General features: G+C 63.9%; 16 protein-coding genes and 1 tRNA gene. 4 read left to right on the top strand and 13 right to left on the bottom strand.

All coding sequences use genetic code 11. The features are described 5' to 3' along the window. Positions 1-27: 27 nt before the first annotated feature. Both urtB and ACYQOP_RS04620 read right to left on the bottom strand, forming a co-directional pair. Positions 28-1,659 (bottom strand): urea ABC transporter permease subunit UrtB, encoded by a 1,632-nt coding sequence (urtB, locus tag ACYQOP_RS04615; RefSeq protein WP_461221362.1) that lies wholly within the window; start codon positions 1,657-1,659, stop codon positions 28-30. Further along, positions 1,652-2,878, bottom strand: coding sequence for a transporter substrate-binding protein (locus tag ACYQOP_RS04620; RefSeq protein WP_461221363.1), 1,227 nt, complete (start codon positions 2,876-2,878; stop codon positions 1,652-1,654). Before ACYQOP_RS04620 ends, urtB begins: the two co-directional genes overlap by 8 nt. A 263-nt stretch (positions 2,879-3,141) precedes the next feature. Here ACYQOP_RS04620 and ACYQOP_RS04625 point away from each other — a divergent pair, with 263 nt between their 5' ends. Both ACYQOP_RS04625 and ACYQOP_RS04630 read left to right on the top strand, forming a co-directional pair. Continuing rightward, on the top strand, positions 3,142-3,528 hold the full coding sequence (locus ACYQOP_RS04625; RefSeq protein WP_461221365.1) for a transposase: 387 nt from the start codon (positions 3,142-3,144) through the stop codon (positions 3,526-3,528). Between the two features lie 194 nt (positions 3,529-3,722). Then, a tRNA-Arg gene (locus tag ACYQOP_RS04630) sits at positions 3,723-3,799 on the top strand. Between the two features lie 246 nt (positions 3,800-4,045). Here ACYQOP_RS04630 and ACYQOP_RS04635 read toward each other — a convergent pair. After that, positions 4,046-4,264, bottom strand: a complete 219-nt coding sequence (locus ACYQOP_RS04635) for a hypothetical protein (protein ID WP_461221367.1) — start codon at positions 4,262-4,264, stop codon at positions 4,046-4,048. Between the two features lie 110 nt (positions 4,265-4,374). Between ACYQOP_RS04635 and ACYQOP_RS04640 the strand changes: the two genes are divergently transcribed. Next, positions 4,375-5,298, top strand: a complete 924-nt coding sequence (locus tag ACYQOP_RS04640) for a hypothetical protein (RefSeq protein ID WP_461221368.1) — start codon at positions 4,375-4,377, stop codon at positions 5,296-5,298. A gap of 366 nt (positions 5,299-5,664) precedes the next feature. Here the strand turns inward: ACYQOP_RS04640 and ACYQOP_RS04645 are convergent, their stop codons facing one another. From ACYQOP_RS04645 to ACYQOP_RS04690, 10 genes are all read right to left on the bottom strand, one after another. Next, positions 5,665-7,284, bottom strand: coding sequence for a porin (locus ACYQOP_RS04645; protein WP_461221369.1), 1,620 nt, complete (start codon positions 7,282-7,284; stop codon positions 5,665-5,667). Positions 7,285-7,840: 556 nt separating this feature from the next. Continuing rightward, positions 7,841-8,245, bottom strand: coding sequence for a hypothetical protein (locus ACYQOP_RS04650; protein ID WP_461221371.1), 405 nt, complete (start codon positions 8,243-8,245; stop codon positions 7,841-7,843). Further along, on the bottom strand, positions 8,242-9,015 hold the full coding sequence (locus ACYQOP_RS04655; RefSeq protein ID WP_461221372.1) for a hypothetical protein: 774 nt from the start codon (positions 9,013-9,015) through the stop codon (positions 8,242-8,244). Before ACYQOP_RS04655 ends, ACYQOP_RS04650 begins: the two co-directional genes overlap by 4 nt. Next, the gene (locus ACYQOP_RS04660) at positions 9,012-12,350 is read right to left on the bottom strand and encodes a phage tail length tape measure family protein (RefSeq protein ID WP_461221374.1); all 3,339 of its coding nucleotides are present in this window, start codon (positions 12,348-12,350) and stop codon (positions 9,012-9,014) included. The genes ACYQOP_RS04655 and ACYQOP_RS04660 overlap by 4 nt, the downstream gene beginning before the upstream one ends. 26 nt (positions 12,351-12,376) lie before the next feature. Then, positions 12,377-12,763 (bottom strand): hypothetical protein, encoded by a 387-nt coding sequence (locus ACYQOP_RS04665; RefSeq protein ID WP_461221375.1) that lies wholly within the window; start codon positions 12,761-12,763, stop codon positions 12,377-12,379. Positions 12,764-12,800: 37 nt separating this feature from the next. Continuing rightward, positions 12,801-13,193, bottom strand: a complete 393-nt coding sequence (locus tag ACYQOP_RS04670) for a hypothetical protein (RefSeq protein ID WP_461221376.1) — start codon at positions 13,191-13,193, stop codon at positions 12,801-12,803. Positions 13,194-13,555: 362 nt separating this feature from the next. Further along, positions 13,556-14,041 (bottom strand): hypothetical protein, encoded by a 486-nt coding sequence (locus ACYQOP_RS04675; RefSeq protein ID WP_461221378.1) that lies wholly within the window; start codon positions 14,039-14,041, stop codon positions 13,556-13,558. 114 nt (positions 14,042-14,155) lie between these two features. Then, on the bottom strand, positions 14,156-15,226 hold the full coding sequence (locus ACYQOP_RS04680; RefSeq protein WP_461221380.1) for a hypothetical protein: 1,071 nt from the start codon (positions 15,224-15,226) through the stop codon (positions 14,156-14,158). Positions 15,227-15,252: 26 nt separating this feature from the next. Then, positions 15,253-15,450 carry a hypothetical protein gene (locus ACYQOP_RS04685; RefSeq protein ID WP_461221382.1) on the bottom strand — a complete coding sequence of 66 codons (198 nt, stop codon included), beginning with the start codon at positions 15,448-15,450 and terminating at the stop codon, positions 15,253-15,255. A gap of 86 nt (positions 15,451-15,536) precedes the next feature. After that, positions 15,537-15,782, bottom strand: a complete 246-nt coding sequence (locus ACYQOP_RS04690; RefSeq protein ID WP_461221384.1) for a hypothetical protein — start codon at positions 15,780-15,782, stop codon at positions 15,537-15,539. A gap of 247 nt (positions 15,783-16,029) precedes the next feature. Between ACYQOP_RS04690 and ACYQOP_RS04695 the strand changes: the two genes are divergently transcribed. Further along, positions 16,030-16,284: a hypothetical protein gene (locus ACYQOP_RS04695; protein ID WP_461221386.1), complete on the top strand. Its 255-nt coding sequence runs from the start codon at positions 16,030-16,032 to the stop codon at positions 16,282-16,284. The last annotated feature ends 416 nt before the right edge of the window (positions 16,285-16,700 follow it).

Genomic DNA, 16,700 nt, shown 5'->3' on the forward strand with positions numbered 1-16,700 from the left:
TCATCCGCGAGGGTTCCACGGCCTCGCTCATCGCCGACGCCTGACGGCGAACAGCCCTTCGGGCCGGCGCTGGAGGAAGAGAATGATGCCCACGAGCACGATGACCTTGGCGGCGACCGCGCCGTAGAACGGCTCGATCAGGACGTTGGCCCCGCCGATGCCGAGGGCCGCCACGAGGGTGCCGATGACGGTACCGACGCCGCCGAGCACCACCACCATGAAACTGTCGACGATGAAGGTCGCGCCCATGCCCGGATTGACGCTGTAGATCGGGCAGAGGGCCACACCGGCGAGCCCCGCCAGTCCCGAGCCGAAGCCGAAGGCGAGGCGGTCGACCCGGCGGGTGCGGATGCCGAGACAGGCCGCCATGTCGCGATTCTGCGTCACCGCACGGATGTCGAGGCCGAGCGGCGAGCGCTTCAGGATCAGGAGCGTCAGCACCAGGGTGATCGCCGCGAAGGCGATGGCGAAGAGCCGGTTCCAGGTCACGATGAAATCGGCATAGAGGGGCACGCCGCCGCTCACGTAGGACGGCATGGCGAATTGCAGGTTCTGCGATCCGAAGACCACGCGCACGAAATTGATGAGGAACAGGCTCACTGCCCAGGTGGCGAGCAGGCTCATCAACGGTCGACGATAGAGGTGGCGCAGGATCAGCGCTTCGATGACGATCCCCACCATGGCGGCGGCGAGGAAGGCGACGGGGATCGCCGCGAGGAGGTAGAGGTCGAGGAAGCCCGGAGCGAAACGGCGGAACGCCTCCTGCACGGCATAGGCCGCATAGGCGCCGACCATGATGAACTCGCCCTGTGCGAGGTTGATCACGCCCATCAGTCCGAAAATGATCGCCAGCCCCGCGGCGGCCATGAACAGGATGCTGGCGAAGCTCAAGCCGTTGTAGAGGAGCGCGAGGCCGTTGCCGATCCACACAGCGCGTTCGACCTTGGCGATCGCGGCCTCCAAAGCCGCACGGAAGGCGGGGTCGGCGCGATAGGCCGGATCACTCTTCAGGGCGGAGAGCCGTGAGAAGGCAGCACCCGAGGGAGCCTCGGCCACCGCCCGGATCGCCGCCAGGCGACGCGCCGGATCGGGCGAGGACAAGGCCGCTCCCTGTGCCGCCACGCCGATTGCCGTCTTTAATCCGGCCTCGCTCTCGTTGTCCTGCGCCCGCACCAGCACGGCATCGGGGACGCCCGCCATGCGCCGCTCGACGGCTGCCAACCCCTTCCGTCGAAGCTCCACCGTCTCGCCCGCGATGAGGGTCGAGATGCCGAGGGCGGTCTCCACGAGGCCGCGCTGCCGGAGGCCGAGCACCGGCGAGCGTCCGCCATTCGTGGAACGAACGCCGCCGCTCACAACCTCGCGCCCGTCCGGTGCCCCGGCCTTCTCGAGCAGAACAGCCGTATCGCCGAGGCAGACGAGGCGTCTCTCAAGCAAGCCGCCCAGCAGGATGCCGGCGAAAGCGAGATCCTCGGCCGTTACCTCACCGCTCGACCGGATCAGCGCATCGAGCACCCGGCTCTGCGCGGCCCCGTCACCGCACAGACCGACGGCGAAGCCCGCGCGCTCGAAGCTAGGCGACGCTCCGAAGGCCGGCTGCATCAGACCGGCGACGAGCAGGATCGCGCCGCAGAGCCAGGATTTGAGGCTCTCAACCATACGGGCTGAACGGCACGGGTTTGGGGGCGTCGGGCGATTGCCAGAGGATGTCGAAGCCCTGCTTCTCGTTGACCGAGCCGATGAAGACGCCGCGGGCGACGTAGTTGTTCTCTCCCGTCATCGTCAGTGTGTAGCCGGAGGGATCGGCGAAGCTCAGGCCGGCGAAGGCCTTGCGCACTTCGGGCACGTCGAAACTCCCGGCCTTCGCCGCCGCCAGGGCCCAGAGCTGAACGCTGTCATAGGCCGAGACCATCGGATCGATGACGGTGTCGGCGCTGAAGGGCACCGATTTGGCCTTCACGTAAGCAGCCCAATCCGCAAGGAACCGGGTATTGGCCTCCGCCTTCGCCGCCTGGAGATAGGCCCAGCAATTCAGGTGGCCGACGAGAGGCGCCGTATCCAGCCCTTCGAGATCGGCCTCCACCATATCGAGGCCGAGGATCGGCACGTCGGTAGCCCGGATGCCCTGGTTGGCGAATTCGCGCAGGAAATCCGGGATCGACGAGCCCACCACCGTGAGCACGACGATCGGTTGCCCGCCGGGCTCGGCGGCGAAGCTGCGGATCTGGTTCACCAGGGTCTGGAAGTTGGAGAAACCCAGGGGCACGTATTCCTCGCGCCAGTCCGTCGCCGCCACGCCCTTCGATGCCCAATAGGCCTTGAGTTGCTTGTTGATCGTGCGCGGCCAGACGTAATCGGAGCCGATCATGAAGAAGCGTTTGGCCCCGACGCCCTCGGCACCCATCAGGTAATCCACCGCAGGCAGCACCGAGCTCGCCGGCGGTGAATTCACGTAGACGACGTTCTTCGAATTCTCGTCGCCTTCGAAATGAAGAGGATAGAACAACAGCCCGTCATTCTGCTCCACCACCGGCAGGACCGACTTGCGCGAGACCGACGTCCAGCAGCCGAACAGGGCGGCGACCTTCTCCTGCTGCAGCATCTGCCGGCCGATCTGGGCGTAGAGCGGCCAATCCGAAGCCGGGTCCGAGGTCACCACCTCGATCCGGCGTCCGTTGACGCCGCCCTTGGCGTTGATTCCATCGGCCGCCATGCGCACCACATGGTTCAGGCGGCCTTCGATATTGGCCATCGTGCCCGAGGAGGAGAACAGGCATCCGAGCTTGACCGTGTCGGCTGCCCAAGCCGGACGGATGATCGCGGGGGCGGCGAGCGCCGCCGCGGTCCCGATGAAATGACGCCTCGTGACATCGACCATGGGCTTCGAACCTCCCCCGATACGAGCCGAAGTTTCCAATTCCTCAAGACTGAACGGAAGGTCAAATAGGCTGCATGGTCCCCCTGGGATGCGCAAAAGGTCATCGGACCGCCTGCAACATGGGCTGGATCCGATGCAAAACGTCAAAATTCGCATTTGCGCCGTCAGCTATTCGCCGACCTGACCTGCCATTCCACGGTGCGCTTCTTGCTGGTGCATCTTGCTCGAAGCCAAACCCCATCTTCGATCGCGAAGGTCTACACATGCGTCGATGCCGACACACCGATCAGGAGGTCGCCTTTCTCCTCAGGGAAGCCGAGAATGGCACTCCCATTTCGGCCATCTGCGAGACGGCTCACATCTCCGTCGGCACGTTCTACCGCTGGCGTCGCCGCCTCGGCGGTCTACCGCCGGCAGGCGTCGCCCATCTCGGGCAGATCGAACGCGAGAACGCCGCATTGCGGGTCGAACTGGCTCGCCTGAGGCATTCCTTGCTCGCCCTGACCCCACGCTATCCCGATCACCGGGTGGATCTCACGACCAAAGCCCTCGACCGCGCTGAGACACCCCCAGCCCATGGCGAAGGCGTGCGCTATCGCGGAGAAGCCGCCACGGTCGGTCGCTACGCCTTCGTGCGCGGCGCCAACTGAAGCCCGGCTCCGTTACGGGAGAGGTTCGTCGAGGATCGGACCATGCCGGCGTATCGGTGGCCGATGAGATGCATGGACGTACGCGCCCAACGCTGCTCCGGATGGCGATCCAAGTCTCGCATGGCGAAACGCCGCTTTGACCGCCGACACCGTTGCGCGGGGCCACGGCTTGGGTTAGGTGTCATCCACGGTCAGCACCCGTAGCTCAGCTGGATAGAGCGTTGCCCTCCGAAGGCAAAGGTCACACGTTCGAATCGTGTCGGGTGCGCCATTTATCTCAATGACTTAGCTGATTTGTTTCGCGGCGTTCGAAGCCTTGCGGAAGCGCTGCGGAAGCAAAGCGCGCGAATCACCTGCATTTGAAGCCTGGATGGCGCTCCGCCGAAATCCGAGAGCTTCACCGGACAGTGACATTCCGCCGCCTTACCGAGAGTGCGTTTGAGACCAAGCTGCGCCCGGAATGAAGGTCGACTATCTTGGCTCTTCGGCTTGAACGGCAGTGATTCAGATGCCGGCGTTAGATAATTCGCGCCTCTCCACTCTTGAGCCGGATGCGCTTGACCGTATGAGCGCTCAACGAGCCGACGTGGCGCGGCGCGGCCCCTTCGGGCGCTTGTGCTGCAGCTACTTCGAGTGCCTCCTCCACCGTCCTTGCCAAGATTGCATAGACAAGGTCGGTTTGATCTGTCTGACGGATCGCGATTTGGAACGCGAAGTGGGCGGGCTTCTTTGGCATGATTCGTCCGATGGCATGCGTAGGCCGTCGCGGAAAGTGTTTCGTATCGCTCAGACAAATTTGTTTCGCAGTCTGGTAGACCTCAAGCTGGCGATACAGCGGAGACGATAATGGCTTCAAACCACCCCGTGCAGGTACTAACGGATGCGCGGTCACGGGAGGTGCCATGGCCACAAATCGTAAAGGCTCTAGGTGATTTGACCGGACCAAGCTCTCTAGACGTGCATGGCAGGCCCTGGATCGAAGTAGCGGCTCAACTGACTGGATACACTACCAACCAACTGAGAGCGGCGCAGCGAACATATGCCAAATTAGAGTCGTTTATAACTGAAAACAAAGCACCAGATCATGCTCTAAACTGGCCAATGTCGAATCTAGAGGTTGTAGCGCGTATTGCAAAAGCAAATCCGGATAAAGCGCTTGAAATAATTTGCGGCACAGAGTCGATGACGTGGAGAGATCTTCAGCAAATTTATGAGCAGCTTCGGCATGATGAGGGTAGCAAAATTTCCTCAATGAGCGCGGGCCATCACTCGGCTCGTATGTTCGCACAAAGTTTGTTTGATGGTTTGTCTGACCAGGAGACGCTCAAGGATCTATTGGGAGGCAAACGGATAACGGGGGTCCAGCCGTTGAAGACCTGGCCAGGACGCTATCCATACGCGCATCCTAACTTTGTTGTTGGATTCCATGAAGGCAACCAGTTTCGGTTAGCCGCTTTTGAAGGGTTGCGGTTTTATGGGGATGTAAATCTTCACTTGGCAACCAAGGCAGTTTTGAAAGCTGCGGTCGAAGCAAGCTTCTTTGCTAAATATTACTGGTGCTTGTCTGGCTGGACGCCCACAGAGCATCTCAAGAACATGAAGGATAAGCTGGGACTAGACAATGTTGGCCTAATTTCATTCGGAGAGGAGGGCCCAAGGGTTCTTTTTGCTCCGACTGGTGAGCCGCAGCCTAACCGCCAGGCCATGCTTTTTGAGGACGGTCAGTTGCGGAAGCGGCTTGGAGTGAGAGCAAATGCAAAGATAGAATAAATGTCCGCAATGCTTACTACGTGTCACGGCTTGATTCAGTCGAGGGCTGCTACGAAGCGAACGACGTCGGCCAAGCTGAGGCCGATCCCTTCGTAGCAGGTGGTGCATAGTGGCTTGGCTTTGGGCCGGCAGGTCTCGACTAGGGGTTCCAGCTCAGCCTATTGCGCGGCGCTAAGAATCGTCCTTCCCGCTTCAGGAGAGACATAGCGCCAGCACCAGCAGTCTGGTTGAAGCGAGGTCAGATTCTAGTAGCTATTGAAACAAAAAGGCCCGGCTGATTAGCCGGGCCAACAAGTGCTTTCTCGGTATTCTCGAAGAGCCGACGCACAGTCGATTGAGCGCCGGTTCTCAGTTTAGATAGTAAGATTAAAAGTCGCGCTGGACGCGCATACGCACCTGGTAGGTGTCGTCGGCGGTCACGGTGCGAACGGCGCCGGAGGCGATGTTCGCAGCGTTGACGGTGCCGCTCGACTGGGTGCGATCAACCACACGGCCGTTCTGGACGCCGACCTTGGTGTAGAAGCCCTCGACACCGATATCGAGGTCCTTCACCGGCGACCAGATCAGGCTCGCGCCGGCAACGATCTGGTAGGTGTCACGGAGAACCGGGCTCACGTCGAACGAGACTGTGCCGGGAGTGCCAGTGAACTGGGTGGTGGCACCGTTCGTCTGGAATGCAGCGGCATTGGCGGCGCGAGCGCCACGGGCGAAGGAAAGCTCGCCGTAGCTGCCGAACACGGCCGAACGCCACTCAGGCGACCAGTAGTGCAGGAACGAGCCAACCACCGTGAAGCTGGTGGAGGTTTCGATCTTACCGGTGAGAGGGTTCAGCGTGGCGTCGGACATGAAGGGATCGAAGGCAGCGCCGTTGATGGTGCTGGCAATCGAGGTGTAGCTGCCGTTGTAGGACGAGTAGCCCGTGTAGAGGGTCGAACCCTCACCGTAGGCTCCCTGCAGGTACAGCGTATCGCCCGGAGCGATGAACGGGGTGTTGATCTTCACGCCACCCTGGACAGCCCAGCCGTACTCGCTCGAGGGATGTCCGGTCACAGCAGTCCCACCAAGACCGGGAACCGAAGCCACAGCGAAGGTAGATCCAACGGGATTTTGGACGTTGATTTCCTTGACGGCAGCTGAGATCTGAGCCGAACCCCAGGCAGCATCGTAGCGCAGCACGCCGACGAAGTCGGGCATCCGATTACGCTGCGACACATCATAGTTCTGGAAAACGTAGCCGCCCGTCCCCACACCAACGAGGATCGGCGACGGTGCGCCGGCAACCGCAAAGCCCGCGGCGTTGTTCGTTCCAAAGGTCTGCGAGTAGACCGTGTTGCGACGGAAGGTCGGGTCTTCGAGAGAGATCGTGGCTGAGAAGCCTTCACCGAACTTGGCCGAGTAGGCGAGCAGGTTGGTGGACTGAACGTCGGAGTTCAGGGTCGCGCCGGCGAATTCAAAGTCGTGAGCGTAGAAGTCGAAGAACGAGGAGGCGCGACCAGCCGTGAGGCCGGCGAACTGAATGAACGCCTTATCGGTGTTCACGAACTGCTGGTCGCGGCCAACTTGATCCTGGCCAGTGGCGCCGAATGCGGAGCCGATACGCTCCTGGGTGCCGGAGCGGAGGCCGCCGGTGCCGCCGGTGCGCGAGGCAAACTGGATGCGGGTGAAGGCGCGCAGGGTGCCGTAGGCCGTCTGGGTGCGGGCATCGACGTTGATGCGGGCAAGACCGATATAGCCGGTGGTGTCGCCGTTACCAGCGCCGGAGCGGCTGTCCGTCGGCTGGTAGCCGATGTCGAGGCGGGCGCGGCCCGAGAGACGGATGCAGGTATCCGTTCCGGGGATGTAGAAGAAGCCGGCGCCGTAGGCGCTGCAGACGCGGACGTATTCGATCGGCACGGCCTTCTTCACGGGAAGATCGGCGGCATGCGCTCCAACGACCGACGCAAAACCTGCGGCGGTACCGAGGAGTGAGCTCTTCAAGAGCTTCATTGATATCTCCAAAAGCTTCGAGACCCGAGGGATAGACAACTACTGGGGAGAGCTCTTCGGCCCCCTACGGTGTCATCTTTGATTTTGACTTGGCGAGCGCTGACCGCTCGCTTGAACCTGTTCGCTCGCACCTTCATCGCTTCCGGCGCAAAATGACTTTGTCCGAGTGGGTTCCTGGGGGCAACTCGGAATCGTGAATGCCAGAGCGGTTCCAAGCGGGTGTTGCCCTGTCGCAACTTAACGCAGGCGGCTAACTATGAAGGGCCGGTATCCCTCGCGCGAGCCGCCTTCCGAACACTGCAAATCTGCTGTTTAAAGAAGCATCGATGGTAGTTTCTGCTCCATCCACTTTAGCATTCTTGCCTCATGAAGGTGCACCCATTCGTTCCAAGGTGGGGCAGTGGCGGTGATTGCGCGATGAGATAACAATGCTGATTGCGCTCGCGCCTGAATTACAACTACTGGTTTTATGAGGATGACCGCAAAATCTGCGAGTCAATCTGACCGTTTCGTCCGCGGTCTACGTCCATCCTCCAATTATCGGAGGACCGCAGCGTCACGGGATGGTGAGTTGTGTGAACGACGTTCCTAGGCGGGTCGCCGGCAGGCCGGAGGGCGTCTTGACCGTCGCGCCGATCGCTTGCGCCACCGCCTTTTTGCTGGCGTCGTCGAAGGCCACGAGGAACGCCAAGCTATAGGCGTTTGTCGCGTTCTCGTCGGCCCCGTCCCGGCGGAAAATCTCCACACGGTCCCGGATGTAGCCCTCCAGGGCGAGCTCCACGATGTCCTCGGCTTCGCGGCTCGCAGGCACCCCTATCACCGCCGGCGCGGTCTGCTTCGCCACAAAGTCCGCATCGGTTCTGGCGATCGATTGCAGAACCTCGAACACCTCCGCGTCGCCGCAGCTCATCCGGAGGGTGGCAATCACGACGTTGGCCTTCGCGCGCTGGACGATGTTCATTCTGCAGCCTCCATTTCCATCGCCGAGGCCGGCGCGGTGCCATACTCGATCGTGAAGGGCGGGTCGCCCGAGGGATCGATGGGACGGCCGATCTCGTCCGGCCAGCGATAGGCGATCCGCGTCTCGGCGCGGCCCCGCCTGAGATGAGTGTGCTGAAGGAAGCCGCCGACGATGTAGCCGGAACGCGATCCCGGCCCATGGATCGCGGTTTGCTCCGTGTGGCGCAGGGCCATCATCAGTCGGAGTCCGAGATCGTGGGGATCGACCGGCGCCGGCAGGGTATTCAGATCGGCCGGCAACCCGACTTTCGCGAGCGCCTCGGGCGATGCTTCCGGCTTGACGTAGGAGGCAAGCGGTACGGGCGTGTATGCCTCACAGCGCATCCCAAGCATCGAGCCTGACAGGGTGATGATGAGGAACGCCTTCCAAGCCTGCGCACGCTCAGACCACCCGCCGTAGAGGTACATGGCCCAATTCTCGGTCTCGCCGCGCTCGGGAAACGCCGCCATCATCATGGCATGCACTTCCTGCGACCAACCGGGCATCTGGTCCGCTACATCATCGAAGCCCCCCGGCGCATCCGAACTCATTGCCAGATTGAGCAGGGACAGACCCGAACCACTGCTTGAGCAAGTGATGACGGTGTCGATATCGGCGCGGATGAGCTGCTTGTCGTGGATCTGGCGGACTGTGCCCGTCTCGTCATAGGCGGCACCGTCCGAGAACACGACGATGCCGTCCTCCACCACGAACATGGCGTTGGCGGTCATGCGGCAACTCCGATGAAGAGGGCGGGCTTGCCCGTGCCGCCGCTCGGGAACACGGGACGCCCTGGCATGTCGCCGACGAAGCCGCCGAGATCGTAGCCTCGGAAGCCTTTCCGGAGCGCCTCGGCGCTAGCGACGCCGCCAACCCTGCGGATATCGTCCTGGCTCCAGACCAGCTCGCCCTTGTGGACGATGCCGGCGGCCTCCAGGCGTCCGCCCGGCCCGGTGTAGCCCCCCTGGTCGAAGCCGAGGAAAGACTTGGCGCTGGCGAGAACGGACGCAATGCCGCCACCGGTGCCGCCGCTCCCGCTGCCGGCGAACATGGCCGAGATCGACTTGTCCGCCGCCGCAGTCAACAGCCGATCGGCCCAACGGCCGGTCGCGTTGCCCAGCGAACTCATGAGGTCGCGACCCTGGCGCAGGTCGGTGAGCAGACCGCCGAACGCATCGGTCGCGATGGTCTTCGTCTCCCGCAATGTGTCGTTCATGCGGGTGGTTTCGATGACCGCCCGGGCCGCATCGCTGGACGTGTCGCCGACGACCCGCCGCCCGGCTGCGAACGCCGATTGCTCGCTCGCGGACCGGCCCAGCTGCTCGCGCTCGAACGTGCTGTCGCTGGCGAATTGGACGAGGCGCTGCTTCTGCGCCGCGCTCGCGGTGTCGTTGGCGAACTGCAGGATGCTGGCCCGAAGCGAATCCGTGACCGGGATGCCCCGTGCCATCTGCTGCGAGAGCATTTCGTTGGCGCGGGTGGTGGCCTCGAGCTTCTGGCCGTTGACCCCGTAGAGCTCGGTGTTGGCCTTCAGGTTGTCGGTGGCCAGCTGGACCGCACGGGCGTTCGCATCGAGATCCTGGACCCGCTCGGTGAGGCCGGGCGTCTGCCGGGTCACGTCGGCGATGTAGTTGCGGGTCTCCTTCGGGAACCGGGAGGGGTCACGGCCCACGCTGTCAACGTGCCCCTGACCCCAGTTGTAGTCCGCCAGCGCGAGAGCGACGTCACCGTTTCGAGCCTTCAGGCGGTCGCGGAGGAGCCGCGCCGCGCCGTTGGCCGCGCTGGTGAAGTCGAGCGGATCCACGCCGTACTGCGTCGCCGTCCCCGGCATGAACTGGAAGGGACCGGCCGCGCCGGCCGGGCTGAGCTTGCGACCATCAATCACCTCCGGACGGAACCGCGACTCCTGACGGAACACGGATGCGAGGAGGCTGGCGTCGATACCAGCACTGTTCGCCGCCGACGAGACGCGGTCCCGGTACTGCTCCGGTATGTCGCGAACGCTGGTGGAGTAGTTGCCGGGCTGGAGGAGCGAGGACTGGCGAAGGGTCTCCAGCTCCTTCTGACGGGCCGTCTCGATGCCGGCGCGATCGGCTTCCTTGGCGTCGCGGAGAAGCTGGTCGTATTTGTCGTTCGTCGCCGCCACGGCCTGCGCCCCGGGGGCGTAGCCGACCGTCTTCAGGTTGAAGTCGGCCGTCCGGTTGAGCGCGGCAACGGCTCGGCTGCCGAACTTGTCCATGTCCTCGACAAGGTTCTTCACCACCGTGCTCACGTCGCCAAAAGCGCGCCGGGCGGCGTCGATCTGGTCGGTCTTCAGGCCCCAGGCGATCGGATCGGTGATGGCCTTGCGGAGGAGCACGCCCTCGCTGGTGAGCTTCTTCAGCTCCTCCCGCTCCGGGTTGAGGGACCGGACGAGGTTGCCGACCGCGAACGAGCGCTGGTTGGCCTGCGTCTGGCCGCCCTCCTTGGTGGCCTTGTCGATCTCGGCCTGGACCTTCGCGATCTGCTCCTTGATGACGCCGGCGTCGTAGTTGAACAGCGGGTCGAGCAGCCCGCCGAGCGCGCCCTTCGAGCCCTCGTTGCGCTTCAACTGCGCCTGGAGCGTCTTGAGGCGGGTTTCGGCGTCACCGCCTCCGAGGCCCCGGTCGATGAACCGACCGATTCCGTCGATTTCGTTGCTGGTGGTGGTCTTAAAGTCCTGCCACTGCCTGGCGAAGAACCCGAGCTTCTGCGAGGCGCCCGCCACGCTGCCGGAATAGGCGTCAAGGAGCATCTTCTGCGCGCCGAGGCGGTCGCCCTGCGCCTGAAGCCGGCCGATGGCCTGGAGCGCGGTGTCATCGAGGAACCCGAGCTGCGCGTTCAGCTTCTCGGCGCCGCGCGTCGGGTCGGCAAATGCCACGGCGAGCGCAGCGCCCGCCTCCGGTAGATCCTGACGGGTCGCGTTCGCGTAATCACGCACGCTGGCGAGCAGTCCGGCATACATCTCCGTGCCGATCTGGCCGGTGCCGGCGAACTGCGCCTGGAGATCGCGGGCGGCGCTGCGCGAGAGGCCCGCAGCCCCGGCCTGCGCATCGGCGATGGCGTTGATTGCGCCGACCGTGGCGCCGGACGCCCGCCCAATGCCGGAGGTGGCGATCTCCACCTCCCGCTGCTGAGAGCGGTAGCTGGCAAATGCGGCCGCTCCCGTGATGACCGCCGCCGTGGTGACGCCGATCGCGCCGCCGACAAGGCCGATGCGAGAGACGAAGCCCGACACCGCTTCGCTCGCCTGCGCCGCCGCACCCTTGATGCTGGCGCCGCCCGGACCCGCGAAGATTTGCGCGATCTGCGGGCCCTGTTGCAGGGCGATCATGCCGAGACCCGACCCGCTGCCGAGCTGAGCCACGATGTCCCCGCCCTGGTACATCAGGTTCGTCGTCTCATCGGAACGGAGGCGCCTGTTCTGGTTCGCCGCCGTCTGCGGCGACAGGCCGAGCGCTCCGAGCCGCCGGCTGGCCTCGGCGTTCCGCATGGCGGCCATGCGACCGACCTCGATCTCCTTCAGCGTCGCCGCGCCGGCAGCCTCGAGGTCCCGCCATCCTGCGCTGATGCTTCGAGATGTCGTGACCGCGACCGGATCGGTCGTCGGCGCGTATTTCGCCGCCGCCAGGGCACGGAGGCGGTCGCGCTCGGCGTCGTCATACCGACCGGCCGCATACCCGGTGTTGATGCCCGTTTCGGTGCGGGCCAGCTTGATCTGGCGCGCATACTCGGCGTCCACCTCCGCCCGCACCCGCTCGGCCACTCGCAGGGACGCCGGGCTGAAGCCGGGCGCGTTCGCCGGTTGGCCGAAGCCGGAGGCGGGACCGGTCGCGGCCGATGCGCTCGCGGCAGCCTGCGCCGCACGAGCCGTCGCTTGCGCTTCGCGGGTCTTCTGAGCGAGGCGGTCGCTTGCCACCCCGGCCTTGTCCATCGAGGCCGTAACCCCGTCGAACGCCTGTCGGCCGGCGCCGCCCGCATCCTCGAATGCCCGCCTTACGTCCGCTCCACCCTCTACGCCGAGGCGGATCGCGATGTTGTTGGCCATGGTCCGCCTCCTTTATGCGGTTGGTGTCAGGCTGCGACGTCGACCGCCCGGCCGGCGTTCGCGTTGAGGGCCGGGGTAAACACGAGTTGGTCGAACCGCTCGTAGGCGTCCCAGCGGGCCATCAGGGCGTCAATGTTCTCCGGGGTGACCGGCGCAGGCTCGCCGTTCGTGTCGCCGATGCCGGACCAATCGGCGATGACGGCGCGGGCGTACCGGATTACCATCGCGGTTGTGGCGCGGAGGTCGCTGGCCTCGTCCAGTAGGCCCGCTTCGCGCTCTTCGAGGTACGCCTTGCCGGCAGCCTCGCGGCTGAGAAGGATCTGGGCGATCGACGGGGGGCGGATCTGGAGGCGAACGCCGTCCATGAGGTCGATCCAGGTCGCTTCGGTCTTGGGCTGGCTCAGCTTCAACATGGTGGATTCCTTTGGTGGTGAGGGTGGGTGGCGAGTGCTACGATGTTTGGTCCCAGGGGTGGGGCCGCTCGGGCGGGTCGGGATCCAGCCAGTACGGCAGGCCACTTTCAGCCGCTTGCCACTGGTCCAGCGCAACGGGTTCGCCGGCAAGGTCCGCGAGAGCGGGCCAGTTCGGGGGGTAGGCGGTCGCCGCAACGGTCCCAAGGGGGCCGTCATCCCCATCCGGCACGGCGTAGGTCAACGCCACGTTGGTGCCGGCCTCCATCATCTCGGCACGAGCGATACCGGCGGCGGCGAAGGCGGTTTCTGCGCTGCCCCCGGCGGCGATGACGGCGAAGGCGACGACAGCCTCGGTGCGGTGGATCATTGCTACGATCACGTCCCGCACGAGATCCGGTGTCGGGTAGTTCTCGGGCTCCGGCAAAGGCATTGGCTGGGCCTTTGGCGGCTTCGCGAGCCGCACAGCTCGGTTAACCCCCTTGTCGTCACCGGAGTAAAGTCCGACCGCATTCCGCTTAAGCCAGTTAAGGGCTTCATCACGGTTTAATTTGCCGTCAGAACGTACAGGCAGGCCGGCTTTCACGTATTGGGAGACGCGGGCGCGACTAACCCTCATCTCATCAGCAAGTGAAGCCTTAGTAATAATCGTCACGGCAGATCCGGTTAAGTCGCGGTGTTAAGCGGGTTTTGAGGGTTGGCGCTAGAAACATTGGGGGCCCCGACCACCCGTATAGGTGTCGGGATGCCAGGGTCCCCGGCGGTCGGTCGACCGGTCGGGAGGGGGCACGTCCCTCACCGCGGGATCAGGCCGGCCCGCTTCAGCTCGCGGGTCATGCTCGATGGCGGGCTGACCGCGAGCACATCGATCTTTCCGGCGCTTGCGCCTGATGCGGCGAGGCCAGCGCGCTTGAGCTCGCGCTCCATGCTGGCTCGAGAGGCTGCGACGCTGCCGTTCTGCAAGGTCACTGAAGCGCTCGATGGGGGTGCTGCTGCCGGGGCGAGCGTCGGGCTGGGGGGTGAGGGTCGAACCACACTGGCCGTCGCCGGCATTCCACTGAGGCCGTCGAAGCTTGATGCCGGTGCCCCGAGGGCTGCGCGGGTGTCGAAGTCCTGCACCGCCGAGGTGATGGCTCGTATGGTCGTCGAGCGCTCGTCGCTGTGCCCATCCCGCTGTTCGGTCAGCAGGTGCCCCAGGACGGCAACGGCATCGTTGCGGTCCTGCTCTACTCGGAAGGGCTCACGGGCTCGGTCGAGTTGATCCTGGCTGTAGCCGGGCATGAGGTCATCCTGCGATCTGAAAGGAAAGGGTGGTGCCCACGGGACGGAATGTATCCGCCTCACCCCCGCGGGCACCTCACCGAGAGGAGGAGACAGCCCCTCGGCGATTGGTGATCACGCTGCCTGACGGCGCTCGGCCAGCCAGGCGTTGCGGGCCTTCTCGGCCTCGGCCTTCTTCCAGTCCTCCAGGACAAAGCCGATGGGCGGGTAGGCCGAAAGCGGGATGTTCTGCTGCGGGCCCGATTGGCTGGCCTCGCTCAGCCGGCGCCAGTTGAACGGCTCAGTCTCGGATCCGACGCCCTGCGCGATGGCGAGGCGGGCCACGGGTTCGGGCAGGTGGGTACGGGACACGGAAACGAGCTCGGGGACATGCTCGCGCTTGGTGAGGTAGCTGAACCGCTGCAGGACGTAGATCTGCACGAGACCCGGATGGGCGTCGAAGTTGGGCTCGGGTTCGGCGAAGGCGCGCAGGTCCGCGGATGCCTCGCCGGTGCGGATGCGTTCGGCCAACTCGCGCATGGGGGCGACAAGGAGCGGGACTGCTGGGGCGTCCCCTTCCGTAAGCTCGATGGGCTTTGCACTCTTCCAGCCGAACTGCATCTGCTGTCCTGCTTCTGAGACCTCCAATGTCGAGATGGTGCTGGCGAGCATGTGCCCGACGATGAAGCTCGCGATCGTCTCGGGAGAATCGCCGTCTCGCATGCCGTGCATGTCGCGCTTGGCGAACAGCGGGGCGGCGATCGGGCTGATGGCGGACGCCAGGGCGGCATTGGCCTTAGCGAGATCGTCGACGGCCTTCCGGACCTTGGCGGCGGCAGCATCTATGGCCTGGCTGTCACGTTCCAGGCGGGCCGCGACGTCCTCACGCTGGTTGGCCTGGCGATCCTGCTCGATCCGGGCTTCCGTGTCGGCGATCAGACGGTCCACCTCCTTCAGCGCGTCAGTGATTCCGAAGGCAGCGCCCTCGGCCTCGCGGCACCGGCGCTCGGCGTCGGCGATGCCGGCCGCGTCGGTGCCGGCGATGAGAAGCGCGCGACGCTCGGCCATCGCCTTCTCGGTGTCCGTAGCAAGGGCAGCCTGCCGTGCCTGCAAGTTCTCACGGGTGCGCATGAGGCCGGCGAGGTCGTTCTCGGGCGTCGTCTTGCTGGACTGGGCGGCGGTCTGGTGGGGCTTGGCTTTGACCATGATGAGTATCTCCTCTGCGATGCGGATCAGGCGGCCATCTGGGCGGCCACGGGCCTGGTCGACGTGAGGGGATAGCCATCGCGCTTCAGCTTCTCGGCGATGGCCTGCCGAATGTAGGCCGAAGGCGAGATGAAGGCATTGGACGCTGCCGTAGAGATGAGCTGCGGCATCTCCTTTGGGAGACGGGCAGCGATGCAGGCGTCATAAGAGGAGCGGTTCGACATGGTGCCTCGCAAGCGGTCGGTTGCTGGCTCTTTGTCTTCCCAACTCACACACAGCGATACGTCACGATTTCCGCGACGTGCATAGATCAGCCGAAAGTGAGCTCCTCCAGGCCTTGGGCAGCGAAGTACGCTAGGACGCTGGAGCTCTGCCGGTCGCCAGCGAGATAGGCTCGAAGGGCCGAAGCATCGCCATTCAGGAACATGGCGAGCGCGACCCGGGACACCAGCCAAGGGCCACCCGCAATCCGCCGGCCGATGTCGTGGTGTCGGCACCATATCCGGATCGTGCGCTCGGTACGGTTCGCCTGAAGAGCCGCCTCCGCAGTGGTCATGCCCTCTCGCCGATCGAACGGGATCAAGCACCGGCTGTTCGTGACTAAAGCGGAGGCCCGGCGGCTCTGATTGAAATTGGGAGTCTGGGTCAGCATGGGTACGCACTCCAGCGGTACTCGGTAAATTCTCGACACTCGATTTCAAGACGGAACTAATCGCGGGCCTTCATCGAATTCGTGATGGCTCGACGGAAATAAAAAGCGGCGTATCCTCGTGCTTGTCCCAAACGGGACAAGGGAGGATAAAATGTCAGCGAACTGGAAATCAGCTAAAGAGGATTTGGACTGGAGCTTAAACCAAGGAGAAGATGTAAAAGGTCGGGCCGAGTTGAAGGAGGCTTTCAGCAGGGGCGATGCAAGAGAAATAGGGCACGTTATCGAAGCGTTTAAAATGGGCCAGCGAGACAACCATAAGCTCGCAAACCTTTCGCGGTGCGCCCATGAGGACGACAAGAGGCTATACAACATCGGACGGAAACTGATCGAGCTAAAACCATCATAGCAATCCAGCTGAGAAAACGTATTGTAACACGAATAATAGCTTGGGATGATTGAGGCTGCATTCACTCGCCGTGTACAACGGCGAGTGAAGCACTGGGATACAGCCACCCGGAAGAGACGACGCAAAATTGCACAGTCCCCAAGGGGCTTGGATTGCACCCGATCCGGCGCATTTTGCCGTAGAGAACGGCGAAAAGGTTTCGCCCCACCGTGGGGTGTGTAGCGACCGACGCATTCTTGCGCTGGTTCGGGAAAGGGGCCGATGGATGGTTTCCGCCCGATCCGGCGAGAACCCGGCTGACTGAGAGGTTTGCACCCGATCCGGTAGAAACCCCAGGTCGGGTGAACCAATTGGTGAGCTCCCCCAATCCGGGGAGCGCAAATTGCCAGTCCCCAAAACGGGGGAGCGGAAATGCG

Source organism: Methylobacterium sp. CM6247, assembly GCF_054817925.1.

Coding starts and splice junctions, on each gene's coding strand:
- urtB (WP_461221362.1), bottom strand. CDS start 1,659: ATGGTTGAGAGCCTCAAATCCTGGCTCTGCGGCGCGATCCTGCTCGTC.
- ACYQOP_RS04620 (WP_461221363.1), bottom strand. CDS start 2,878: ATGGTCGATGTCACGAGGCGTCATTTCATCGGGACCGCGGCGGCGCTC.
- ACYQOP_RS04625 (WP_461221365.1), top strand. CDS start 3,142: ATGCGTCGATGCCGACACACCGATCAGGAGGTCGCCTTTCTCCTCAGG.
- ACYQOP_RS04635 (WP_461221367.1), bottom strand. CDS start 4,264: ATGCCAAAGAAGCCCGCCCACTTCGCGTTCCAAATCGCGATCCGTCAG.
- ACYQOP_RS04640 (WP_461221368.1), top strand. CDS start 4,375: ATGGCTTCAAACCACCCCGTGCAGGTACTAACGGATGCGCGGTCACGG.
- ACYQOP_RS04645 (WP_461221369.1), bottom strand. CDS start 7,284: ATGAAGCTCTTGAAGAGCTCACTCCTCGGTACCGCCGCAGGTTTTGCG.
- ACYQOP_RS04650 (WP_461221371.1), bottom strand. CDS start 8,245: ATGAACATCGTCCAGCGCGCGAAGGCCAACGTCGTGATTGCCACCCTC.
- ACYQOP_RS04655 (WP_461221372.1), bottom strand. CDS start 9,015: ATGACCGCCAACGCCATGTTCGTGGTGGAGGACGGCATCGTCGTGTTC.
- ACYQOP_RS04660 (WP_461221374.1), bottom strand. CDS start 12,350: ATGGCCAACAACATCGCGATCCGCCTCGGCGTAGAGGGTGGAGCGGAC.
- ACYQOP_RS04665 (WP_461221375.1), bottom strand. CDS start 12,763: ATGTTGAAGCTGAGCCAGCCCAAGACCGAAGCGACCTGGATCGACCTC.
- ACYQOP_RS04670 (WP_461221376.1), bottom strand. CDS start 13,193: ATGCCTTTGCCGGAGCCCGAGAACTACCCGACACCGGATCTCGTGCGG.
- ACYQOP_RS04675 (WP_461221378.1), bottom strand. CDS start 14,041: ATGCCCGGCTACAGCCAGGATCAACTCGACCGAGCCCGTGAGCCCTTC.
- ACYQOP_RS04680 (WP_461221380.1), bottom strand. CDS start 15,226: ATGGTCAAAGCCAAGCCCCACCAGACCGCCGCCCAGTCCAGCAAGACG.
- ACYQOP_RS04685 (WP_461221382.1), bottom strand. CDS start 15,450: ATGTCGAACCGCTCCTCTTATGACGCCTGCATCGCTGCCCGTCTCCCA.
- ACYQOP_RS04690 (WP_461221384.1), bottom strand. CDS start 15,782: ATGACCACTGCGGAGGCGGCTCTTCAGGCGAACCGTACCGAGCGCACG.
- ACYQOP_RS04695 (WP_461221386.1), top strand. CDS start 16,030: ATGTCAGCGAACTGGAAATCAGCTAAAGAGGATTTGGACTGGAGCTTA.